Source organism: Streptacidiphilus rugosus AM-16 (assembly GCF_000744655.1).
GTDB lineage: Bacteria > Actinomycetota > Actinomycetes > Streptomycetales > Streptomycetaceae > Streptacidiphilus > Streptacidiphilus rugosus.
On record NZ_JQMJ01000001.1, the window covers coordinates 445,713 to 468,255 of the forward strand.

Annotated in this window: 16 protein-coding genes and 3 pseudogenes; 8 read left to right on the top strand and 11 right to left on the bottom strand. The window is 69.0% G+C overall.

Translation table 11 applies throughout. From position 1 onward, the window contains the following. Nucleotides 1-54: 54 nt before the first annotated feature. A complete protein-coding gene (locus BS83_RS43265; RefSeq protein WP_408640948.1) occupies nt 55-270 on the bottom strand; it encodes an LLM class flavin-dependent oxidoreductase in 216 nt (71 codons plus the stop codon). On the opposite strand from BS83_RS43265, the gene BS83_RS01990 reads away from it, so the two are divergent. Beyond that, nucleotides 248-973, top strand: a complete 726-nt coding sequence (locus tag BS83_RS01990; protein ID WP_157596755.1) for a DUF6368 family protein — start codon at nt 248-250, stop codon at nt 971-973. The two genes, BS83_RS43265 and BS83_RS01990, sit on opposite strands and share 23 nt — an antisense overlap. Nucleotides 974-1,033: 60 nt before the next feature. Here BS83_RS01990 and BS83_RS43270 read toward each other — a convergent pair. From BS83_RS43270 to BS83_RS48175, 3 genes and pseudogenes are all read right to left on the bottom strand, one after another. After that, a pseudogene (locus BS83_RS43270) lies at nt 1,034-2,564 on the bottom strand (ISKra4 family transposase). A gap of 71 nt (nt 2,565-2,635) precedes the next feature. Then, complete coding sequence (locus tag BS83_RS02000; RefSeq protein WP_232247992.1) at nt 2,636-3,196, bottom strand: helix-turn-helix domain-containing protein; 561 nt, start codon at nt 3,194-3,196, stop codon at nt 2,636-2,638. Nucleotides 3,197-3,248: 52 nt separating this feature from the next. Further along, the gene (locus tag BS83_RS48175) at nt 3,249-3,491 is read right to left on the bottom strand and encodes an LLM class flavin-dependent oxidoreductase (protein WP_084713033.1); all 243 of its coding nucleotides are present in this window, start codon (nt 3,489-3,491) and stop codon (nt 3,249-3,251) included. Nucleotides 3,492-3,676: 185 nt separating this feature from the next. Here BS83_RS48175 and BS83_RS02005 point away from each other — a divergent pair, with 185 nt between their 5' ends. After that, nucleotides 3,677-4,330: an FMN-dependent NADH-azoreductase gene (locus BS83_RS02005; RefSeq protein ID WP_037599938.1), complete on the top strand. Its 654-nt coding sequence runs from the start codon at nt 3,677-3,679 to the stop codon at nt 4,328-4,330. Between the two features lie 288 nt (nt 4,331-4,618). On the opposite strand, the pseudogene BS83_RS02010 reads toward BS83_RS02005, so the two are convergent. Continuing rightward, nucleotides 4,619-5,384, bottom strand: a pseudogene (locus BS83_RS02010) (transposase family protein). A 566-nt stretch (nt 5,385-5,950) separates the two neighbouring features. Here BS83_RS02010 and BS83_RS41230 point away from each other — a divergent pair. The 3 genes and pseudogenes from BS83_RS41230 to BS83_RS47065 all read left to right on the top strand — a co-directional run. Beyond that, nucleotides 5,951-6,934 (top strand): RimK family alpha-L-glutamate ligase, encoded by a 984-nt coding sequence (locus BS83_RS41230; protein WP_051942432.1) that lies wholly within the window; start codon nt 5,951-5,953, stop codon nt 6,932-6,934. A gap of 201 nt (nt 6,935-7,135) precedes the next feature. Further along, nucleotides 7,136-7,855, top strand: a complete 720-nt coding sequence (locus BS83_RS02020; RefSeq protein WP_157596757.1) for a helix-turn-helix domain-containing protein — start codon at nt 7,136-7,138, stop codon at nt 7,853-7,855. Nucleotides 7,856-8,052: 197 nt separating this feature from the next. Then, nucleotides 8,053-8,447 (top strand): annotated as a pseudogene (locus BS83_RS47065) (hypothetical protein); the annotation flags it as partial. Nucleotides 8,448-8,652: 205 nt separating this feature from the next. On the opposite strand, the gene BS83_RS48180 reads toward BS83_RS47065, so the two are convergent. The 3 genes from BS83_RS48180 to BS83_RS02035 all read right to left on the bottom strand — a co-directional run bounded on the left by BS83_RS48180 (nt 8,653) and on the right by BS83_RS02035 (nt 13,495). Then, a complete protein-coding gene (locus tag BS83_RS48180) occupies nt 8,653-10,833 on the bottom strand; it encodes a tetratricopeptide repeat protein (RefSeq protein ID WP_051942434.1) in 2,181 nt (726 codons plus the stop codon). Between the two features lie 14 nt (nt 10,834-10,847). Next, on the bottom strand, nt 10,848-12,107 hold the full coding sequence (locus tag BS83_RS02030) for a zinc metalloprotease (protein ID WP_157596759.1): 1,260 nt from the start codon (nt 12,105-12,107) through the stop codon (nt 10,848-10,850). 545 nt (nt 12,108-12,652) lie between these two features. Then, nucleotides 12,653-13,495, bottom strand: a complete 843-nt coding sequence (locus BS83_RS02035) for a hypothetical protein (protein WP_198035096.1) — start codon at nt 13,493-13,495, stop codon at nt 12,653-12,655. A gap of 759 nt (nt 13,496-14,254) precedes the next feature. On the opposite strand from BS83_RS02035, the gene BS83_RS02040 reads away from it, so the two are divergent. Next, nucleotides 14,255-15,193, top strand: coding sequence for a hypothetical protein (locus tag BS83_RS02040; RefSeq protein WP_037599944.1), 939 nt, complete (start codon nt 14,255-14,257; stop codon nt 15,191-15,193). Nucleotides 15,194-15,236: 43 nt separating this feature from the next. On the opposite strand, the gene BS83_RS44915 is transcribed toward BS83_RS02040, so the two are convergent. After that, on the bottom strand, nt 15,237-15,482 hold the full coding sequence (locus BS83_RS44915) for a hypothetical protein (RefSeq protein ID WP_157596763.1): 246 nt from the start codon (nt 15,480-15,482) through the stop codon (nt 15,237-15,239). 70 nt (nt 15,483-15,552) lie between these two features. On the opposite strand from BS83_RS44915, the gene BS83_RS02045 reads away from it, so the two are divergent. Further along, nucleotides 15,553-16,197, top strand: coding sequence for an HAD family hydrolase (locus BS83_RS02045; RefSeq protein WP_037600490.1), 645 nt, complete (start codon nt 15,553-15,555; stop codon nt 16,195-16,197). A 101-nt stretch (nt 16,198-16,298) separates the two neighbouring features. Here the strand turns inward: BS83_RS02045 and BS83_RS02050 are convergent, their stop codons facing one another. Continuing rightward, the gene (locus tag BS83_RS02050; protein WP_037599947.1) at nt 16,299-19,082 is read right to left on the bottom strand and encodes an ATP-binding protein; all 2,784 of its coding nucleotides are present in this window, start codon (nt 19,080-19,082) and stop codon (nt 16,299-16,301) included. A 287-nt stretch (nt 19,083-19,369) separates the two neighbouring features. On the opposite strand from BS83_RS02050, the gene BS83_RS02055 reads away from it, so the two are divergent. After that, nucleotides 19,370-20,788, top strand: a complete 1,419-nt coding sequence (locus BS83_RS02055; protein ID WP_037599949.1) for an aldehyde dehydrogenase family protein — start codon at nt 19,370-19,372, stop codon at nt 20,786-20,788. A 24-nt stretch (nt 20,789-20,812) separates the two neighbouring features. Here the strand turns inward: BS83_RS02055 and BS83_RS02060 are convergent, their stop codons facing one another. Then, nucleotides 20,813-22,498 carry a TIGR03767 family metallophosphoesterase gene (locus BS83_RS02060; protein ID WP_037599950.1) on the bottom strand — a complete coding sequence of 562 codons (1,686 nt, stop codon included), beginning with the start codon at nt 22,496-22,498 and terminating at the stop codon, nt 20,813-20,815. Between the last annotated feature and the right edge of the window lie 45 nt (nt 22,499-22,543).

Below are 22,543 nucleotides of genomic sequence, written 5' to 3' on the forward strand. Positions count from 1 at the left end.
GCGAGGAGTCGGCAAAGGCGCTCTGCGTCCCGGAGAGCCAGCCCAGCAGTTCCCTCAGCTGGTGCTAGAACCCCGGAAGTCCTCATCCCGCTGCCCGAGAGCCTCTCGCACCGCACGGGTGAAGCCCAGTGAGCGGCCCACGCCCATGTCGATCCGCCCCGGGAAGAGCGCGTCCAGGACACCGAACTGCTCCGCGACGATCATAGGACGGTGTCCGGGAAGCATGACCCCGCCGGTGCCCACCCGGATGGCCGAGGTCGACGCGGCCACGGCCGTGGCGAGGGCAGTCGGCGCGGAGCCGAGGATGGGTGCGGTTCCTCCTGAGTGGAGGCGGCATGGGGTCTGCCCCCCGACGCGGTTGCCAATGGAATCGGATGTCGCCGGGACCTATCGCTGTGCGAAGATCCCGGACATGGCAGGACCAGTAGTCAGTATCGCGCTTCCAGACCGTCTCACCGATGAGGTAGAGGCTCAGCTGGACTCCTGCCTGCTGAATCTGGTGCGCCCTCCTCTTGAGCATGCGAAGCGCGGGTTCTGGGATCTCTCCGTGGAGCCCCGCCACCTGGGGATCACTGAAAGCGATCGGGACGGCCCGCGCCCCTTCCTGCTGGATGTGTCCGGCCCCGGTTATGAGGACGGGGACCACTATGATCAAGGCCGGTTCGCTGAACCGGAGTCTGAGTATCTGCCTGCGCTGCTCGGCTTCACCCCCGCCAACATGATCAACGTCATCGCGATGTGCAACGGCAGGGTCGACCACGTGGCCACGGCCCTTCTGACAGCTGCGATCACGGATGTCACGGGTGGCACCGCGATCATCGAGCTCCTGGACCACCAGGTCGACCTCGCTCGAACGCTGCCGGGCGTGCTCCACGTAGCCCCCGACACAGACGATTCGGGAGCATTCGCTCTCGGCGCTGGCGCGTTCCTCCGTGCCTTCGCCGCGACGCCGAACTTCCGGCTCCTCAAGTAGCCGCCGTCGACGACGTGCCGGATTGCCCGTCACGAACCGCCTGAGAAGGTGCTGCCGCGATCAAGCGGACAGCGCATATTTCCGCTGGCCGGGGGTTGAGTAGAGCCGCTCGTGCTCGCGCGCGGCATGAAAGCGCCAGTAGAGGTCGAGGTCTCCGTTGGAGACGACGGCACGCAGTCGCAGGACGGCTTCGGCCCCGTGCAGGCTCCAGCGGGCGCCGGTGATGTCGAGACGGTCGGCGATCATGGCGGCAAGCGCCCTCGACCGCGCCGGTGGCGATCGGCCAGCCGCTTTCGAGCGCGGTGTCGTAGCGGAGCTGGTCAAGGTGGCCGGTCAAGTAGCGGTGGCAGGCATCGACGGCCTCGCAACGAGCGGCCGACAGGTGTTCCCGCTCTGCCTCGGCGGTCATCTCCTGGGCAACCCGGGCCGCTTGACCTGCGAGGATCGCCGTCAGATGGTCGGCCGCCCAGGCCTCGGCCGCAGTGGTGCCGGGCTTGTGGAACGCGTGGGCAGCAGCCCAGACGTATTCGGCGACGTGCACAAAGTCCAGCAGGACATGCACCGTGACGCCGCGTCGAACGCTCTCCGCATCGATCAGGTCGAGCTGGTGACGGGCACCGTCGACCAGAACCACCCACGGCCGCAGGTGGTTCGGGTCACGGGCCCGGGCCTGGTCGAAGACGTCGGCGATGACCTGCTCGGGCGGCCGGACCAGGGAAGCGGTGCACCACTTGCCTTCGGCCCTCGGCCCCGGACGAGCGGAACGCTCGCCGCTGCGACCGCCGGGTGGGTGGATCACATCGTGGGGACGTCTGGGCGCCGGATGGGTGTCGAACACGCAGGCCACGGTCGCCATCCGCTTCCGGTTCGGCTTCTCGCCGGGCGCGAGCCGACCCCGGTGGCCGCCGGCTTTGCTGGCAGCGGCTCTGCGAGTGGCTTCCCGCAGACCTTCCGGGCGCATGACCACGCCCTTGCCGTCCACCTGGATCACCAGCGGCATCTCGCGGCTGCACGGGACCGGGATCTGGGTGCGGTAGAAGCCGTCGACGTCGACTGCCGCGGCGACCACGAGCTCTTCCAGCCTGCGTTTACCGAGTACGTTTCCGCATCGGCGCTCGATCGCGTCGTGGGCCTGGTCGAACGAGCCACGGACGGCTTCGGTGACTGCGAGCCGCCGTAATCCTGCCGAGTGCCGGCCCGCCGGCAGCGACAGCATGGCATCAGCGGGATGCACGTTGCCCACGCTCGGGCCTCGGTGGGCGACCCGGGTGACCCGGACCATCCCGAACACGCTGGCCAGCCAGCGCGAGTGTCCCGTCTCCCGCCAGGGCCGCACCCGCCCTTCGGGCCCGACCACGACCGGCCTTGCGCCGGCCCGGACCTGCTTCTCCTCGCGCTGGGCGCGCAGGTCCAGGTGGTCCTGCAGCAGCAGGCGAAGCAGGTCCCGCCCGGCCACGTCGAGGTATTCCTCCAGGTCAGCGTGGGTCCATGTGCTCGCATCGTTGCCCGACAGGGTGGTGGTCAGCGTCTCGAAGGCGCTGAGGGAGCGCGCAAACGGGTCAGTGGTGGCATGAGTGTCGTACCGTGTCATCTCCAGGGCTCTTCCCGTCGTGCTTCGTTTTGGGTCGCACCTTCGAATGTAGGCGCGGAAGAGCCCTGCTGTTAACGGGAGTTGGGCGTCCGTCCCGTTCGGCGACGGGCTGGAGTGAACATGCCCGGGTTGTCCTCGTCCAGCCAGCCCCGCTCCACCAGCCGCTTCAGCTTCGACCGGGTGCCCTCGATCTTCCCGGTCTCGGCCGGGAGCCCGATCCTGGGCACGATCTGCTTGGCGCGGACCGGCCCCGGCGCGTCCGCCACCACCTCCAGAATGTCCCGATACACCCGCGGCAGGACCTCCGCCCCCATCCCGGGCTGCCAGTTCGGCACCGTCAGCACCCCGATGACCTGCCGCTCGGCTCCCGCATACGCCGACGCCACCCGTTCACCCGGGATCGGCGGGCCGGCGGCGGCAACCGCCAACCTCTCCGGAGTCATCTCCGCGAGCACTTCGGCGACCGTCTCGCGAGCGATCCGCAACCGCTCCAAGCCCTCCCGGGCCAGCTCCAGCTTCCCGGCAAGCTCAGCGAGCTCGGCTTCCAACTCCTCCACCCGAACCCGCGCGGCTGCCTCGCGCGCTTCCAACTCCTCGAAAAGCGAGCCCATCGGCCACCCCTCCTCCACCATCAAGGTAGAGACGACCGGCCCAGAGCACAGCCCCGCTCACCGTTCCCAGAGCTCAACAGCTCCCTTCAGAGGAACTGCACCCGCCGAGGATGCCGGGCACGCTGTGATGCTCGGCGACCCAGAATCGGTGGAAGCCGAGCTGCTCCGCGGCCTGGGCGAGGTGGACCGTGTCGTGCAGCGTGGTCGATGCGTCGACGGCCTCGCTGTCAGTGCCATGCGGGCAGCCTCCCTTGTGTGGACAGTAGTAGGGGCACGGTTTGAATGAATATTCACTCCAAGTGGTGTTAGTTGCCACCCGCCGCAGTTGGGCTGCAGGGGTGCGACTGTCCGATCAGCCTCGGTGTAGTAGCGCAGGTGGATAGGTAGAACTGCGGCTTGATCGCGGGCGTCCTTGCTCGGCCTGGGGTCGCGAAGCTCAGGCTTGACAGATGCCTGCAGCAGACGGAACATTCATTCAGCACCTCTGAATGGAGAAACCCCATGGCCACCCTGCTGCACATCAACTCCTCCCCGTTCCCTCTCATGGGCTCCGCCTCCCGCAAAGTCGCCGAGACGTTCGTGAAGACCTGGAGCGAGCAGCACCCGGGCGGGACGGTGATCCACCGCGACCTGGCCGCCGTTCCGCTGCCCCACCTCGACGTGCACGGCATCACGGCCGCCTTCAGCTCCCCCGAGCAGCACACTGCGCAGCAGCAGGCCGCGTTCGCGCTACGGGCGGAACTGGTCGCCGAACTCGAGGCCGCCGACGCGGTGCTGATCGGCGCCCCGATGCACAATCTCGCCATCCCCTCCTCCCTGAAGGCGTGGCTGGACCACGTCATTGTGATGGGCCGTACGGCGGGCGCCGCCCAATCGGCTGCGGGCAAGCCTGTGGTCGTGGTTGCCTCGCGTGGCGGCTCCTACCGGCCCGGCACCCCGCGTGAGGGGTTCGACTTCGTGCAGGGATACCTGGAGGCGGTGCTCGGCGGCATGATGGGCCTGAAGGTCGACGTGATCATGCCGGAACTCACCCTGGCCCGCACCGACCCGGCCATGTCCGCACTGGTCGGCCTTGCCGACGAATCTGAGACGCAAGCGCATGCTGACGCAGCCCTTTCCGCAAAGGAGCTGGCCGCCGCGCTGGCGCAGCGGTGAATCCGGACCGCCGGTCGTCCTTCGGCGCGGCAGCCCGCCCCCCGGCGCCCGGGGTGCGCCGCGGGTTGTTTACCGCCGTAAAGAACTGAGCTCCCGCCACGTCAGTCGGACGGGTCGCCCTGCCTGTTCCTGGGATGCACAGGCAGGGCGACCCGTGATGCCGAACCCCGGAGCGGTGCATGGCTGCGTACCGGCCCCCGTTCCCGGATCGGATGGCGTCCGATCTGCGGTAGCACGGGGGCATGGCGGGACCGCCCCGGTCGCGGAGTCACTGAGCCTTTTCCAACCTCATGTTGACGTGTTGAGGTGCAGGGCGAGGACGGCTTTGACGATGTTGGTGATGCGGCTGGGGCTGCAGCGGAGCTTGCGCAGGAGCCGCCAGCCCTTGAGTGTGGCCATGGCCTGCTCGCCTACCGCGCGGATCTTCGCGTGGGAGAGGTTGACGGCCTTCTGGCCGGCGGAGAGCTTGGCCCAGCGGCCTCGGTAGGGGACGCGGACCGTGCCGCGGGCGCCCTGGTAGCCCTTGTCGGCCCAGCAGCGGACGCCGGCGGCGGTGAGGGCGTCGATGATGCCGTGGGTGCGGGCGGCCTTGATGTCGTGGACCGCGCCGGGCAGGGCGGGAGAGGCCCACAGCAGGCGTCCGAACGGATCGGTGAGTACCTGCACGTTCATGCCGTGCTTCTTGTGCTTGCCCGAGTAGTAGGGGCGGTCGGCGGCGACGCGGTCGATGGGCAGCAAGGGTGCCGTCCAGGATGACGAACGCCTTGCTGGTGGCCGCCTGAACGGCCTGCTGGAGGGTCGGGGCCAGGGCGGCGAGGACGTCGACGGCTTCGCGGACATAGCGGTAAGCGGTGGCCACCCCGATGCCGAAAGCGGCGGCCAGGCGCTGGTAGGTGTCGCCGCAGCGGAGGTGCGCGAGGGCGAGCAGGGCCTGTCGGCCCGTCGACAGTCGTCGCCATCGCGTCTTCAGCTGCTTCCGCCGCTCGGCCAGGTGGCGGGACAGGAGCCGCAGGGCCGAACTGGACAGGTCGATCGCGGACCGGTAGACAAGCACGACGAAGCTCCTGGTCGACAACGGGTGATCTTGGTCGTGAACCCGTCTACCAGGAGCTTCGCCACTTCGTACAGCCCTGCATGCCCAACCCGCGGCCAGCACGGTCAGGTTGGAAAGGGCTCACTGAGTGGTGTGCATCGTGAAGTGGCAGGTCACGGGCCTGGTGTGATTACGTGCCCCGGGGCTGACACTGGTCGCGGGCGGCAGTCTTCCGTGTTCCGCGAGCTGGAAGCGGCGTGGTCGAAGCTCGGCCGCACGGTGCCCGGTCGCCCGGATCCTAAGTGGGACCACCTGGTCGGTGGCTCGGGGAAACGCCGTCGGCGGCTGCTCTCCGTGCCGCGGCCGGCCGCGGGTTGAGCCCTGGCGCAGCTGGTCCCGGCCCGAGGGCGGCGGGCGGAGTGGGAACGCGCACCGGCGACACGCCGTTGCGCGCCGCGCGCAAGGCTGGCCGCTGCGCGCCCGTTCCGCTGCCCGAAGACGCATGTTCCTCCTCTTGGCCATGACGCAATCTGCGTATGCCAGTCAGCTCGGTCGTCACCGGCTGGGCATCATCGAGGAGCAGTCCTGTGAGCAGTCCAGCCGTCGCCTTTGCGCGCCAGGTTTTCTCTCCCGCGGAGTCCGCGGCCACCAGGGTCGAGCCCAGGGCCGCAGAGGTGTGGCTCCTCCTCGGGGCCGATCTTGATCAAGACTTCGTCTCCGAGCAGCTCGGCGCAGCGTTCCAAGGGGCTTTTGGCGCCCGCTGTGCCGTGGTCAGAACCGGTGACCTGCTGCCCGGCGTGCACGACGGGAGGCTCACCCTGCACGACCTTCAGTGGCGGCCCGTGCCCGTACCGCGTGTCGTCTACGCAAGGTTGTCCACGCCCCGATTGTCCACCGACCGTGAGGTGACCCTGTTGCGGCAGTTGCAGACAATGGGCGCCACACTCCTCAATCCGATCGACGCCGTGCTGTCCTGTGTGAACAAGTTCTGGCATCTGCAACAGCTCGCCACGGCAGGGATCCCAGTGCCCGACACGTATACGTACACGGTCGGCGGCCTTGCTCAGGCGGTCACCGCGGGACTCCCGGAACCCTGCGTGGTCAAGCCCATCCGTGGCCACCGCGGCCGCGGCGTCTTCCTGGCCCCGGATGTCGCGTCACTGCGCGAGCTGTGCGACACCGACGTGGGCCCCCACATCTTCCAGGACTACGTCGCGCATTCCCATGGCCGTGACCTGCGGGTAGTGGTTGTCGACGGGACCGCGGTCGCAGCCCAGGTCCGCACCAGCGCCGACGGAAGCTTGACGTCCAACATCTCCCGCGGAGGAACTTCTTCCCTGTGCACGGGAACATATCCCCTGGGTGAAGAGCTCGCTGTCCGAGCGGCCGAGGCCCTCGGGCTGACTGTCGCCGGAGTCGATCTGCTCTTCCAGGCCGACGGAACGTTCACTGTCTGCGAGGTCAATGCCAATGTCGCGTGGCGGTCTCACATGCCCTCCGTCGCCCCTGCCATCGTTGAGGCCTGCGCCAAACGGCTCACCGTGGAGCTTCCCGCAGTCCAACGTCATTGACTACCCCTGACCACGAGGCCGGTTCTCCGTTCGGGGTCTCGGGTACGTACATGACTGCGCGTCATACCCGGTGGAGCAATTACACCTCAATACGCCCGACTCCCTTCTCACCCAGATGCTTGACAGTTGTCAGGTCTGGTTCACCATCGAAGAGCCCTGCACGCGGGATGCAGGCGCCCAGCCGCACAGGAGGCCGAAACGATGGTGGGATTGAACCCGTACAACGCCAGGGTCAGCAGTGCCTGGCTCTACTGGCGTCACGCGCTCGGCTCCTGCCGTGTCGGCAGGAGCGCGTGCCAGGCGCAGGGCACGGTGGCACCGCCGCAAACGGCAGGAACACGTCCGCTGTCCCTGCGGGAGCCCGCCAAGGCAGAGCGGGAACTGGGATTGGCGCTGTACCGCTTACGCGTGGAGAGAGGCCTGTCCCTCAGAGCATTGGCGAAAATGCTGGGCTACAGCGCCCACAGCGTTTTCGCCGACGTGGAGAGGGCGAAACGACTTCCCACCGAGTCCATGGTCCAGTCCTACGAGAAGTGCTTCAACGTGGAGCCGAACTCCCTGATGGCGCTACGCCGGGAGGCACTGCGCGAACGGGCGGCGCTGCTCACCGATCGCTTTGCTGTGCGTTCGTCCGGGTCCCTGCCCCCTTCTGCTGCGGGCTCTGCCGAGCAGCCGACGATGCTTCTGGGCCGGCTGTGCGCTGCGAGTCACCGGCACGTCGGGCGCTTTGCCCGCCTTGCCGGGCGCATGGCGGGCGCCGTGCTGCGGTGGGCGCGGGGCCGGGCGGCGCGTCCGTCTGGGCGACGGCGCGCGCCCGGCGGGACGGGGACGGAACCCGGCGGCGTCGCTGACGACCCGACCCGCGATCGTCGAGTGACTCCGTTCGGGAGGTGGCAGTGGCCGCACGTGTTCTTCGAATGACCACGAGCCTGTGCGGCCTGGTCCCGTCCTGCCTTCTGCGGATTCACTTGCCACCATCCCTGATCTTGCAGGGGTATCCCCGGCTTCAACCGGGAGGAAATGCATCCTTGGCCCGGAGCCGCGCAGCGGCGGAGGACACTGTGTTGTCAGTGGCGTGTCCTAGCGTGATCACATCACGCGCGAGGGGGGTGGGCCGGATGATCCGTGCGTACAAGTTCCTCTTGCGGCCCACCGTGGGCCGGCAGCAGGCCGTCGGCGAGATGCTGCGTGATCACTGCTCGCTCTACAACGGCGCGTTGCAGGAGCGCCGCGACGCCTACCGGCATGTCTCCAAGACGAGCATCAAGTACGGTGACCAGTCCGGGCAGCTCAATGAGATCCGGGTGTTCGACCCGGAGCTTCAGGGCCGCTGCGACGGCGGACTTCGTAAGCAGAACTCCACGTCCGTTGACACCGCTGGTCGTTCTCGTCCCAGCAGGCGACGCTGCGGCGTCTGGACAAGGCGTTCGCGGCGTTCTTCCGCCGCGTCAACGCTGGCGAGACGCCCGGCTGCCCGCGGTTCCGGGGTGTGGCCTGGTTCGACACGGTCGACAGCAGCCCCGCGAGATACTCGCGGAACCCGCGCCGCTGTGCCAACGTGGAGAAGAGGTCATCGAAGCGAGCGGCGTAGGCTTCCAGCGGGCCCGGAGCGGGCGGGACACGGCACACGACGGGTCATCACGGCTCCCCCGGCAGCGAAGCGACGTTCCTCTGTTACCGGCCTACTGCGGGCCTGACCCGCCGTCAACAAACCACCGCTAGCGTGCCGTGGATTCGGCCTGGCAGAGCGCGCGTGCGTTCAGGATGTCGGGATCGTCGGGAAGCAGCCGGGCGGCGATGTCGAGCTCGGCCAGCGCGGCGTCCCAACGGCCGGCGTTCTGTAGCGCGAACGCGTGGTTGTAGCGCACCTCCGGGTCGTCGGGGGCCAGCTCGACCGCGTGGCGCAGGTCGGTGATGGCGGACGCCACGTCGCCCAGCCCGTGGGCGGCCGCCGCCCGCCCGCACAGCGCCGCGACCAGATCAGGGTCGACCGCCAGGGCGCGGGTGTAGACGTCCCGCGCTGCCGCGTCCTCACCGCGCACCGCGTGGACGCCGCCGAGGATGGCCAGCAGGTGGGGGTTCCCCGGCTCTCGCCGCAGGCCTGCCAACGCGTCGCGTTCGGCACCGTCGGTGTCGTCCCGGTCCAGGAGGATTCCGGCCCGGTTGACGTAGGCGTCGACGAAGGCGGGGTCGAGTTCGAGGACGTGGCTGAAGTCGGACAGGGCTCCTTCGATGTCGCCTGCCTGGTTCTTGACGTCACCGCGGTTGTAGTACACCTCCGGGAAGGGAGGCCCGAGGCGTAACGCCGTCTCGTAGGAGTCCATCGCTTCCTGCTCGCGGCCCATGCGGCGCAGCAGGTTTCCGAGGTCGAAATGGTATTCGGGGTAGTGCGGGTCGACGGCGATCACGGCGCGGTACTCCGCGAGTGCTTCCTCAAGTCGGCCGAGCCCCGTCAGGACCTGCGCCCTGTTGTAGCGCAGCACGGAGCGGTGCAGGTGGTGCTCGTCGGGGCCGAGGGCGCGGTCGAGTTCGGCGAGGCCTGTGGTGACCAGGTCCAGTGCGGCGTGGGGGCGGCCGCGGTGTGCTTCGATGAGGGCGAGGCCGTTGTCGTGGAAAACGGTGTTGAAGGCGCGCAGCCTGGGGTCCGGAAGCAGGGAGGCCATGGCGATCGCCTCGTTGATCCAGGCCAGGGCGCGTTGGTGGTCGCGGCGGCTCGGTTCGCGGTGCCGGGTGTAGAGCATCGCGGTCGCGTAGGCCATCTGAATGTGGATCATGGGCCTGGTGGTGTGCGCGCGGGTCTCGTCGCAGATTGCTTCGGCTTCCTGGGCCCGCCCGAGGGCGGACAGCGAGGTGGGCATCTTGCTCGTGAACAGCCACCACACGTCCGGGTGTTCGTTCCAGTCGGCGAGGGCGCGGCCCCGCACGCAGAAGTCGACGGTCGCGTCGTAGAAGCCGAGCAGCATGCAGGTGTCCATGGCGTGAGCCAGGGCTTGCACACCTGTGGTGAGCGGGTCGCTGCCGTGCTCGCGGTGGTAGGGGATCGCGCCGAGTAGCAGTGACGGCTCGTCGAGTGCTGCCAGTTCGTCGGCCCGCCGGTCGTGCAGAACCCGCCGCTCCACTGATCCGAGTTGCTGGTACGCGGACTGTGCGCGGGGCGAGTCGTCGGTTCCGTCCGCGGCTACGTAGCGTGCGGCCCAGTCCTGCAACGCCTGTCCGTCCTGGTCGAAGCTGGCGGCGCGGTCCTGCCCGCTCGGCTGCGGGGGCGCCATGACGTGTGCGCAACGGTGCAGCTGGGCGCAGAGGTCCTCGCCCTCAGGGGTGTCCGGCTCAATCAGCGGGTCGGGAGCAGGCGGGGTGAGCAGAGCCTCCGTACCCAGTACCACCAAGGTCAACAGTGCGGGATCCATGCGGCGCAGCAGGACGGCCAGGAACTCGGTGTCGGTGGGATCGGCGTGGTCCATGTCGTCCACGATCAGCGAACGGCCCTCGATCCCGTCGGCGACCAGTAGGTCGTTCAGGAACTCCATCAGTCCGTGTGCGATCCGTAAGGTCCGCCACCTGGAGTAGAACCGGGTGCGTTCCTCGGGTACGGCCAGTGAGGTCAGCGTCTCCAGCGTGGCGGGCACCTGGGCGCGGAGCTCCGGCGCGACGGTGAGGATCTCGACCTCGTGCGCGGCCACCAGAGCCGGGTGACGGATCAAGGCGCCCGGCACCAGGGCCCGCAGCACGGTGCCCGCGACGGTGTAGGGCCCGCGCAGGCGTCGGTGCGCGGAGACCGGCGGGATCAGGGCAGCGGGCAGCGTCAGCGAGGTCCTGCAGGCCTCGCGGTCGGCTCGCCGCGCACCCAGCAGGACCAGGTGTCGGTCGGCGTCCAGCGGCACGTGCCGGATGGCGGACATGATCTCCTCCAGCGTCAGGATGGGGATGAAGCGGCGCCGGCGGCGCCGGCAACCCGCTGGGTGCGTCGCTCACGCAGGTAGAGGCCGAAGGCGACAGCGATCTCCCCGACACTCAACAGCAGGACCAGCGCGCTGTCGGCGATCCCCGCGGTGCCGACGGACCCGTGGCCGGCCAGCCGGTCCAACACCGTCGCGAACACCTTGAACGCCGTGGGGACCAGGCCGAACCCCAACGTGGCCAGCAGAAAGCCGTATCCGGCCACGATCAGGAGTGAGTACCAGCGTGCGACCGACCGGTCCCGCGGATGCCAGCGTTCCGGGTCGAAGCGGTGCGGCCGCCCCAGTAGCGCATGCCAGCGATTGGACAGTAACTGCTTGGCCGTGGTCTGCAGGTCGACGCAGCCCAGCACCGTGACCACCAGGAAGTACGCGTCGGTCTGCAAGAAGAACCAGCATTGCCACAGCAGCCGCAGCACTGTCAGATACGCCATGGCCAGGGCGACGCTGCCGACAAGAGGTAACGAGCCGTCGCTGCGGTAGGTGCCGGCTGCCACCAAGGTGAGCGCCGCGAGGACGCCGATATCGGTGAGGATCCCGGCCAGAATCGGCAGGAACCGCTTTCGGCGCGGAACCCCCACCAGCCCGTCCAATGTCGTCAGGAAGACCACGTAGTGCAGGCGGCGTCCGATCGACAGCCGCGAATTCAGGCCTAGCCGGCGCCCCGCCAGCGCGTGCGCGGCCTCATGGAGGAGGACCAGCGGCATCTGGGCGAGGAACATCGACACCATCAGTACCGACATGTAGTGGGTGAAGAACAGGTGACGGTAGCTCGGCACGAGAGCGGGGGTGCGTATCGTAGCGCCCACCCAGGCGGTGATCAGCGCGAGGTATGCGGCTGCGCCAACCGGCGAGAACACGGCCCGGCCCAGGCGTTTCCAGCGCACCGGGACACTCTGCGCCGTATCAGCCTCGTCCGGACCCCGTAGGAAGCCCAGTTCGCCGAGGTCCGCGACGAAATCCGCGATGTCGACTGGCTGCCCGTACGCCTCCAGGTACCACTGGGCGGCCTGCGCACAGGTGCGGCCCTCGACGAGCCGGTGCAGCAGCGCAGCACCGTCGGCGGGCAGCACGACGTAAGTGTCCTGGTCGGGACGCCCGACGGTCACCTCGTCACCTTCGGGCAGGAAGGTCAGTCGGTGGAAGGCGAGCTGCTGCTCGGGTACCGCCGGTCCTGACGACTCGGCGGGCTCCATTGCCGCGGGCCGGTCTGGCATCGTGCCTCCGCGCAGAAGACGAACGGGTCTGCCGGCCGGTCGCCGGCGGGGGGCTCGGCACGGATCTTCGGATGCCGAACCCGCCGCCGGCTCGGTCGGCTATCAGGCAGGACAGCCGCAGCCGCCGTACAGCGCGCTGGCCGAGCTCGTCAGACGCACGGAGCCGGTCTTCCGGATCGTGATCTTCTTCATCTGGTCCACCTCCCTCACTGGAAAATCGCAGCGGTCCGCCCCGGGGCATGGACGCAAGGACCAGGCACGGGACGGAATCTGGCGGTGAAGCCAAGTTGTAGCAGCCGCACTGGGCGGACGTCGTGATCCAGAACAGAGCGAGAACAAGCACCGGACGAACGCAGAACCCGGGGAGACCTCCGGTCCTGCACCGCTCCAAGACCGCCCGCCACTCCCGTCTCGGACAGCACGGTGCCATCGCCTACGAGAACGCGCTCCAACACAACGTCAACTACGCTGACACAGGCTTCACAACCCGTGTCCGGCATCCCGCGGTCAAGGCCCCTGCGGTGAGCCCGCATCCTGGGTAGCCGTCATGGGGTTGGCCTGGCTGCGGCGATCGGTTGGGCGCCGGCCGACTTGGCCTCAGGGGCGTCGAGGCTGCGCCGGTAGCCGGCGAAGCCGCCGGTGTCGATGTCCGCGTAGACGACCATGTAGCCGTACCCGACGCCGTCGTGGTGATCCACATCCAGCGGCTCTCCGGCCGCGCCGACCCGGAAGGAGACACGGCTGTCGGGGTAGGCCTGGAAGAGAACGGCGTCATTCCCGGGGCTGCCGTGCGGGCTCGAGGTACAGTCCACGATCTCCAGCAGGTGGGCGATCGTGGGAGTTCCGAAGCCCGTGGTCCGGCTCTCCTGAACGATTCCGTGGTGTCGGCGGACCATCACGACATGCCCGGTGTACGGCGAGTTGGGATCACGGTAGTCCATAGCGACCAGATCGCCCGGCTGCAAGTCGGCCGGTCGCTGGACCGGCCGCAGGTGAGGGACATCCCGGGTGAAGGCGCGCCGCATCTCGCGTGCGTTCGGGCAGACGCGAGGCCGGTCCAGGTCCATTGGATCGAAAACGTGCTCGAGGAGGAACTCTCGGGTCGCCCAACCGCCGACGGCCGCTCCGTACACCCGTTCCAGCACGCGAGTGAGGAAGCTGCCGCACTGGGAAAGGGCGTAGTACGTATCCGGCCGTCCCGGGAACCCCCAACGCACCGTGTCCGGTTCGCCGTCGAAGCGGCGGTAATGCCGGTACCGGTTCCTCTTCAGCGACCAGGGCGTCTGGGTCAGATGGTCCACCAGGATCTCGGCCTCCCGCAGGTGACGCGGGGCGGGCGGAAGCAGACGAGAAGTTGACGGCGGAGCAGAAAGCGGAAGCATGTCCACGGGCGTGTCCTCGGCGCGGCTCCCGGCGTCCTCGCGAACCGCTCGCCCGAACGACGAGGCCACGCTGCCGCAAGCGGTGGTCAATGAGCCTCAGCTTGCAGTCGAAACACAGCACCCCACTTGCCCCGCAGACCATCGCAACGGGCACATACCAGCCCCACGAGTCGACGCGACCGGGCAGGACCAGTCAGAGGCAGAAGGATTCACCGTGATCCCGCACGATCACTCCGCTTGGCCGTGCTGCGCATAGGCGACTCCCGCTGCTGCTTCTCTTGGCAGCACCGGTACCTGAATGCAGTCGGTCGCCCCGAACCGGCAGGTACCAAGGGCGGCTCTCCCGGATACCCCACCTCGGCCGAGCGAACTGGCCTTGTTGCCCCAGCACCGGTCCCTTGAGGCAGTGAGTGCGCGGAGGCGTGCATTTGGATGGCAGGTAGAATCGTTGCGCCTCACGTCGGCACTCCGGCGCCACGCCACAGTACGAGGGCCGCTCCCGGGCAACGGCAACGGCGAGGGAGGCAGGAGCGTGACGGCGCAGCTAGTCAGCGGGGCGGACGGTGTGCCCTCACCGCCCGCCGCTTTCCAGAGCCTCGGCCATTCGCAGGGGACTGCGGCCGTGGAGGCTCTGAACATCGCCGCCGACCGTAGGACAGCCGCACTCTCGACCGCCGAACTTGCACATGCCAAGGTCGCCGCAAGCGGGTAGTCTCCCTCGCAACTACGGAGGAGAACGGCCGCTCCGACCCGCCAACCCCGCGCGTGATTCGGAAGATCGACGTTCCGCTCCCGGAGCGCGTGTGGCGCGCCATGGACCCGAACCGGTACCGAGACACCGTCGACTCGATCCTCCTGGACCGCCGAATCGATCCCGACGTCTTCAGGATGCCAGCGCATGAGGTGTGGCAGTGGTGGAACGGCCCAGCCCTGTTCGCTACACGCGACGGTGCTCAGCCACGCCCCTCTGCCGTCCCGGACGAGATTGCGGAACTCCTCGCTGTTCCCGATCGCAAGTTCGTTGACATCCTTCTGCGCGACGCTCGCGAGGCTGAGAATCCGCACCTTGCCCACGACGCCGTTGTCGAACGCTGGGCATCGTCGGCCCCGACGGCCCGGGCTTGGGGCCGCTACGCTGTTGCACAGGCCGAGCGGAAGGCACTGGCTACGCCCTACCTGTCCCGAGGCGCCGCGGTGGAAGCATTGGGCGGCGCTTATGCTGATCTGGCCACACTCAACATGCGCGCCTACCAGGCCCGACGACTCCACCATCGCTACCTGACTCGCGTCTACGCCGATCACTGTGCCCGCCGCCGAGCACTCGTCCCCGACCTGCCCGGCTTGCTCCACGAGGCCTTCGGCCGGCTCGCAGCGGTTGACCCAGAACTGGCCTGCACGATAACCGCCCTGGTCTCCCGGCATGAGCACGTGTGTATGCATGCCGCCAGCGGCTGCCCTTCGTGTCATCACCACCTCGCCGCCGAATCGCGCGCGGCTACGGCGTCCCTCGAGAGCGCCCCCGAGCGGCCGCACGCGGATCCCGCCACCCGTTACGCCCTGCTCACCGATCTGCATGCGGATCTCGTCTGGGCGGTCGCGGACGCAGCGATAGGTGGTCAGGATTCCGCCACCTGCGGCTGGGGATGGGCCGCTTCGGACGGCAGCGATGCATGGGGGGGTGTCCTATGCCGCCAGCAGCGGTGAAGCCGAACTCATTGCACTGTGTGAAGCGGCACGCCATCTGCTGTCACGGCACCCCGGCCGCAAGGTGCTGGTGCTGTGCGACAACAGCCAAGCCGTCGACGCGGCCGCGGCCGCCCTGGCCGCCGGGGACCTTGGCCCCGCTCGCCGGTGCGCCGCGCTGCCCGAGGCCCGCAACCGCCGCTGTGGCGCGGCCGCAGGCAGGTGCGACGGCGTGCTGGGTGCGGAGACAGACGGACTCGTGGCCGGCGGTGCTGTGGTTGCGGCAGCTCAGCTTGGCAATGACGCTCACTATGTGGGGGCAAGGGCCCGACGCCAGGCACTGCACCCTCTTCGCCGCTGGAACCAGAGGAGCCGTCGTCATGCCTGCTACCGTTCCCGCCGCGCCGCCGAAGGCCGTGCTCACGGACTTCGCCGGGGTGCTCACCACCAACGTCTTCGTCTCGTTTCGGGCCTACTCAGCGCGCGTAGTGGGCGACCCGTTCACGGTGGAGTCGTTGCTGTTGGAGGACGCCGGCGTCCACCAGGCGCTGGTCGATCACGAGTGCGGACGACTCTCGCAGGCGCGCTTCGAGGACCGCCTTGCGGCCGCCCTTCGGGCTCGTGGGGCCGACGTGGAGGCGGAGGGCCTGCTGGCCGCGATCAACGCGGACATCCGGCCGGACGAGCGCATGGTGAAGGCGGTGAGCCGCCTGCATGCTGCGGGCGTGCCGGTGGCGCTGGTGTCCAACGCAATCGGCGACGAACTCTATCGGGGCGTCGACCTCGCAGCCCTGTGCGATGTCGTGGTTGTCTCCAGGGAGGTCGGTGAGCGCAAGCCCGGCAGCCGCATATACGCGATCGCGTGCGAGCGCCTGGGCGTTGCACCGGAGAACTGCTTGATGATCGACGATCTCCGGCCGAACCTCGACGGTGCGGCTCGCCTGGGAATCCGAGGCCTCCACCACGTCGACAGCCAGGCGACGGTTCATGTCCTGGAGCAGCTCTTCCCGAGGGCATTTGGCTGAACCTGTCATGCGACGGTCCCGCCAACCCGAAAGGATCATGGCAGATCTGTGCGGCACTGGGATCGCGGCCCGGGCTGCCGGGGTCCGGACGGACGTGCCTGTCAGCCGGCCGGGGCCATCACAGTGCGCAACTGTCGACGCGAGCGGAGGTCCAACTTGGTGTAGACGTGCCCGAGGTGGTACTCCACGGTCTTGGCGCTGACGTAGAGCTCCTTGGCGATCTCCTGGTTGGTCAGGCCCTGCGCGGCCAGGTGCGCGACCGCGCGCTCGCGGTCGGTCAGTTCGGCCAGCGCCCCCCGCGAGCCCTGCCGCGTGCTGGACGATCCGCCGGCAGCCAGCATGTCATCGAGGCGCTGAGAGAAAGGGACCGCACCAAGAGCGTCGTAACGACTGCGCGCGGCACGCAGATGTTCTGTGGCGACATCCCTCCGGCCGCTCTCGGCGAGCAAACGGCCGTAGGCGTGCTCAATGAACGCCCGGTGCAGCGGCATGTCGTCCCGTGCCGCCGGAAGGGCAATGCCCTCGCGATAGCAGCTCTCCGCCGCCTCCAGGTCCCGTCGGCCCTCCGCCACCAGTCCTTCCAGCCACCGGATGCCCACGCGCAGGCTCGGGACATCGAGCTCTTTGATCCGCACCAGCGTATGGGCGGCCTCCTCAACGTCACCGACGCTGATCTGACCTTCGGCGAACAGCGGCATCCAGATCAACCGCCAGGAGAACACGGACCCCACCTGGGGACCGTCGTGGATCGGCTGCAGCGCCCGGAACATCCCCTCGCGCTCGCCCCGCGCCTGGGCCAGCACCGCCGTCGCGAAAGCCGGATAGACGATGTCAGCGAACACAGCACTGTCACGCGCCGCCTCCGCTGACGCCCGACAGTGCCTCTCCGCAGCCTGCCAGCGCCCCTGTCCTGCGGCCACCATGGCGGCCACCGCCTGCCCGGGCGCCTGACCCGACAGCGGTCCGTTGGTGGCTGCCAAACCAAGCGCCCGTTCGGCGCTGATGAGCGCCTCCTCCCACTGCCCCGACCAGTACTGGTGAGAGGCGAGCATGAAGTAGTCCGTGGCCCGTACATCGGCCACATGCCCGTCACGCTGTCGTCCGGTCAGCGTGACCAGGTCCTCCGTGGCACCGCGCAGGTAGCCCATGGCACCCCGGGCGATACTTCTGGCTCGCAGCAGGGAACTGTCCTCCAGCGGCACGGCCTCGGAATCTGCAGGCAGATTCGGGTGGCGGGCCTCGAAGCCCCGAAAGGTGTCGCCAGCCCCGTCGACCCACTCCGAGGCCAACACCCACAGATACTCGGCGTATCCCACGAATTGGGGGTCGGGAGGGCCGATCTCCAGAGCCTGACACAGCGGCGGCAACGCGTCGGCCCCTCGGTTCTGCCAGACATGGACCCCTCCGAGCCAGGCCAGGGCAAGGGCCGCCGTTTTGGTGTCTCCCGCCCTGCCCGCCTGAGCGACTGCTGTGGTCAACAGGTCTTCCGCCATCGCGTAGGCACCCCGCCCGAACGCGAGCCGGCCCAGGACGCTGCTGCGCGCCGCCGACGGCGCGCACTGCTCGATCGCGCTCTCCAAAGCGAACCCCCGCTCGTAGTCACTGGCCTGCAACAGTTGAGTGACTGCGGTCAAGATGCGCCCCTCCCGGACGGGCAGCTGCTCGGACAGATCCGCTGACCACAGCAAGAGGGTGGCGGCGCGGGCAGCCCGGCCCACGGCCGCCTGCCGCTGGGCCTCGGCCTGCAGCTCATCGGCCAAGGCAGCGTCCGCATGATCGGCGGCGGCGACCCGGTGCGCCCAGGAAGCGCCCACGTCCACCATGGGCGCTGCCGCACGATGCAGTTGGCGTCGGCGCGTGGGCAGGATCGCCTCGTAAACCGCATCGCGTTGCAGGGCGTGCCGCAAACGGACCGGCGTGCTGGGGATGTCGGGCCACCACTCGAGCAGGCCCAAAGCTAGCGCAGGCCCCAGCGCCGCGGCTGCATCCGGGATCTGCGCGACTTGCGCGGCCACCCCGAGGGGTACCTGGGCGTTCAGAACGGCCAATGCCTCCACCAGGCTGCGGGAGTCTTCGCCCAGTCCGGCGAGGATCTGGCGCACAACCGCGGCGAGGGATCCAGGCACCGGCAGGGAGCTCCGTGGATCGGCCAGTGCCCGCGGCGACGCCTGGGAGAACAACGACTGAAGGTAGAGCGGATGGCCGCCGGTGAAGCTGATCAGCCGCTCCGCCGCCTGCGCGCTCAGCTCGGCCGTACCCTTCGTACGAGCCAGGGCCTCCACCTCCTCCCGGCCCAGCCCGTCCAGGGACAGCACAGTGGCATGCTCGACACCCTTCAGCAGACGCTTAGGACCCGTGACGCCAGCCGCCTGCTCCCTGGCCAGCGCCGTCCCTGCGGGCGCGGTCCGATTCGTCACCACGATTAGGATCCGCTCGGTCCACCAGCGCCGTACCAGGAACCTCAGGACGGCCATCGACTCCTCATCGATCCACTGGATGTCGTCGACCACCAGCACGATGGGTCGTCGCTCCTCAAGGGTCCCGAGCAGTCTCAGCACCTGGCTCCCCACCTCGGGCGCGGATGCGGCATCGACGACCCGCTGCAACATGGAGTAGTCCTGCAGTTCCGCCCGTGGTACCCGGTGCAGCAGTTGGCCCACGACACCGAAGCGGTAGTCCTTCTCACCTGCATCGCAGCCCGCCCACCACTGCTCGAACTCCTGCATGGCGGTCAATGCCTGCCGTACCAGGGCAGTCTTTCCGATGCCGGCCTCTCCCTCGACCACCACCAACCACGGCACACCCGCCGCGCACTGGACAGCGCACTCGGCCAACGCGGTGAGTTCGGTGCTGCGCCCGACGAATCCGGAGTATGCCGACTCCATTTTCGATACCAGCTCTCTTCTCGGCAGCCCCTTGGCCTGCCCGCCTGTCGGCAGTCACGATATTGTGTCCGGCTCTCAGTTTCGGGCGCGCCGTGCCGTTCGCCCCGTCTGATGTCCTTGGCCTCTCCGATCCTCGCTCGCGAGCGCGTGTGCCGTCGAAAGGGGAGTGGGACACGTCGGTGGAACTTGCACTCGTCCGATCGAAGGCATTGACTGGCGGAACAGGTCCATCTTTCTCCCATCACGGCATCGGCGCGTGACCGCACGACGGCCCGGAGGGACACCCGGTGGAGATCTACACCGACCAGTACATCGGCGGCAGCTGGCAGCCCTCCCGCGGTGCGGAGGGGATCGAGGTGGTCAACCCGGCCACGGAGGAGATCCTGGCCGTCGTGCCCGCCGGGACGGCGGAGGACGTGGACGCCGCCGTCGCCGCCGCGCGCGGCGCCCAGCGGGGGTGGGGGGCGACCAGCCCCGAGACGCGGCTCGGGTATCTCACCGCGATCAGGGACGGCCTGGCCGCCCGCCAGGGCGAGATCGCCGAGACCGTCACCGCCGAGCTCGGCTCGCCCATCGGCTTCGCCACCGCCGTCCAGGCCGGGCTCCCGCTCGGCGTGGCCTCCGGCTACCTGGACATCCTCGCGAACTTCGAGTTCACCGAGCGGGTCGGCAACTCCACCGTCTACGCCGAGCCCGCCGGCGTCGTCGCCGCGATCACGCCGTGGAACTACCCGCTGCACCAGATCGTCGCAAAGGTCGTCCCCGCGCTGGCCGCGGGCTGCACCGTCGTGCTCAAGCCCGCCGAGGACACCCCGCTCGTCGCGCGGCTCTTCGCCCGGATCGTGCACGAGGCCGGGCTGCCGGCCGGGGTGTTCAACCTGGTCACCGGCGTCGGCGCGGTCGCCGGCGCCGCGCTCGCCGCACACCCCGACGTGGACCTGGTCTCCTTCACCGGCTCCACCGCCGTCGGCCGCTCCATCGCCGAGCAGGCCGGACGCGGCGTCAAGCGGGTCGCCCTGGAGCTGGGCGGCAAGTCCGCCAACGTCGTGCTGCCCGGCGCGGACCTCGCCCGGGCCGTCAACGTCAACATCGGCAACGTCTTCGCCAACTCCGGCCAGACCTGCAGCGCCTGGACCCGGCTGCTGGTCCACGAGGACCAGTACGAGGAGGCCGTCGCGATCGCCGCGAAGGCCGCCGCCAAGTACCTGCCCGGCGACCCGACCGCCGCCGAGACCCGGGTCGGTCCTGTCGTCAACGCCAAGCAGCGCGAGCGGGTGCTCGGCTACGTCCGGCAGGGCCTGGACGCCGGGGCGCGCCTGGTCGCCGGCGGCGTCGAGACGCCGGAGGGCTGCGAGCGGGGCTACTTCGTCCGGCCGACCGTGCTCGCCGACGTCACCGCGGAGATGACGGTGGCCCAGGAGGAGATCTTCGGACCGGTCCTGTGCCTGCTCGCCTACCGCGACGAGGAGCACGCGCTGGAGCTGGCCAACGGCACCGAGTACGGCCTGGCCGGCGGCGTCTGGGCGGCGGACGAGGAGACCGCCGTCGCCTTCGCCCGGCGGATGGACACCGGACAGATCGACATCAACGGCGGCCGGTTCAACCCGCTGGCCCCGTTCGGCGGCTACAAGGGCTCCGGCGTCGGCCGCGAGCTGGGCCGGCACGGCCTGGAGGAGTTCCTCCAGACCAAGTCGCTCCAGTTCTGAGACAGGGCCACCCTGGCGGCACCGTCAGGTGCTCCTGGCGCCGCTGCTGCGCCGCGCGGTCGTGCTACTGCGAATCGGCACCGGGAGGTCTACGTTGCGGTCACCCGGCGTGCCCGCCAAGGGGGTGCCTGGTACGCCCCACGGCACGTTGGCGGCGAGTTCGCGGTGGAGTGAGGCCAACCGGGCCCGCCCTTGTGCCAGGTTCGGGCTGAGCGGAGAGTCGTGGTCGACCATCGTGCACACCACAGACAGGGTCCCGTCGCCGTTGTCGACCAGTTCGACAAGTCGTGCCTGGGACGGCCAGCCCATGACCGAGCCTGTTGTCACCTCCCAGAAACCTCCATATCCGGCCGGGTCAGGCCGCGGCTGGACCTGGTTGATGTGCCGGTGGCCGTTGAGCCACACCACCACGTTCGGGAATCGATGAAGCAGTGCGACCAGCTCCCCTCCCTGGACCAGGGGTCGGGGCTCCTGAGCTCGGTCGGGCAGGGCGTGGCGGTCGGCAAAGGTGTCGGGACCGTGGTGGGACAGGATGACGACCGGCCGGTCCTCGTGGGAGCTGCGTGCCTCGCGACTGTCGCCCGCCCGGTAGCGGGAGTGCACCTCGATGAGCCGCTGCTCCAGCCAGTGCTCCTGTACCGCGTCCAGGACCCCGTCAGCGCCGCCTTGTGGGCAGGCCGTGTCGAGGCAGATCAGGCGTACCCCGGAGGCAGGGTCGTCATACGCGTAGTAGGCCGAGCTGTCGCGGATGTTGTCGCTGGTGAAGCCGTGCCCATGCGGATGGCCGGCACCGAAGTGCGCTGTGACGAATTCGGCACGGGTGATGCCCCGCCGCGCGTCGTCCGGTGTGACAGGCAACTGCCGACCCGTCAAGAAGGCTTCCGGGCATCTGATGAACATCTCCAGTGCCCGGTCCCGGTCCAGCTGCTCGGGCGGGTCGACGGGCTTGCGCCCCCCTACGAGGTACTCCAGCACGTGCCGGGTCTGCGCCCCGACACCTTGGACAAGCGCTTCGTGGTTGCCGTAACAGCCCAGCCAGGGGAACCCCAGACCGGGTGTGTCGAACTCGGTGAGCGCGTCGTCGAGCAAGCCGGGGTAGGAGGGGAAACCGTACTGCCCGGTCCACAGGTCAACACCGTGGGGACTTTCCCCCTCGGGCCGCCAGAAGATCTGGTCGGGCCAGTCGGTACTCTGCACTCCCTCGTAGGACGGACCGCCGGATCCCGGCCGGACACGGCCGCCGTCCATGAGGGCAAGGAACATTTGGAGCTCGTTCCACTGGGCGTTGTCGATCGCATCACCCGTGATGACCGCCATGGTCAACGGGGTACCGGTGACCGGGCCGCCGTTCAGTTGGCGGAGGGTGCGCGCGAGGGCCTCCACGGCGTGCACGACCAGCGCCTCCTGCGGGCGTTGCACCGGCAGTAGGGCGGCGAATCGCGGATCGCCGAACTCGCGCTGGAAGAACTCGAACCGGGCGGGCGATTGAACGTCCGCGATCTGGAGGTCGGTCATGTGGGCGAAGCAGAGCAAAGGTCGGCGGTCGGGAGGCGCGGGCGGCTGCCAGCGTGGACCGACCAGGTTGTTGCGCACCAGGTGGGGCTCGCCGGCGCGATGCTCCAACCACCGGTAGGGGAGCGCGGTTCCCCGGCGCAGGATCCGGCCGGGGCCGATGGTCTGGTCCAGAGTGGTGAGGGACGTTCCGCCCATGGCTGTCACCTTCCGACGAATCTGCTGAATCCTTTGAACCCGAGG

What these genes read in the sequence shown, in the direction of transcription:
- BS83_RS01990 (WP_157596755.1), top strand. Translation starts at nt 248, where the DNA reads ATGGCCGAGGTCGACGCGGCCACGGCCGTGGCGAGGGCAGTCGGCGCG.
- BS83_RS02000 (WP_232247992.1), bottom strand. Translation starts at nt 3,196, where the DNA reads ATGGTGGAGGAGGGGTGGCCGATGGGCTCGCTTTTCGAGGAGTTGGAA.
- BS83_RS02005 (WP_037599938.1), top strand. Translation starts at nt 3,677, where the DNA reads ATGGCCACCCTGCTGCACATCAACTCCTCCCCGTTCCCTCTCATGGGC.
- BS83_RS02020 (WP_157596757.1), top strand. Translation starts at nt 7,136, where the DNA reads ATGGTGGGATTGAACCCGTACAACGCCAGGGTCAGCAGTGCCTGGCTC.
- BS83_RS48180 (WP_051942434.1), bottom strand. Translation starts at nt 10,833, where the DNA reads ATGTCCGCCATCCGGCACGTGCCGCTGGACGCCGACCGACACCTGGTC.
- BS83_RS02030 (WP_157596759.1), bottom strand. Translation starts at nt 12,107, where the DNA reads ATGCCAGACCGGCCCGCGGCAATGGAGCCCGCCGAGTCGTCAGGACCG.
- BS83_RS02045 (WP_037600490.1), top strand. Translation starts at nt 15,553, where the DNA reads ATGCCTGCTACCGTTCCCGCCGCGCCGCCGAAGGCCGTGCTCACGGAC.
- BS83_RS02050 (WP_037599947.1), bottom strand. Translation starts at nt 19,082, where the DNA reads ATGGAGTCGGCATACTCCGGATTCGTCGGGCGCAGCACCGAACTCACC.
- BS83_RS02060 (WP_037599950.1), bottom strand. Translation starts at nt 22,498, where the DNA reads ATGGGCGGAACGTCCCTCACCACTCTGGACCAGACCATCGGCCCCGGC.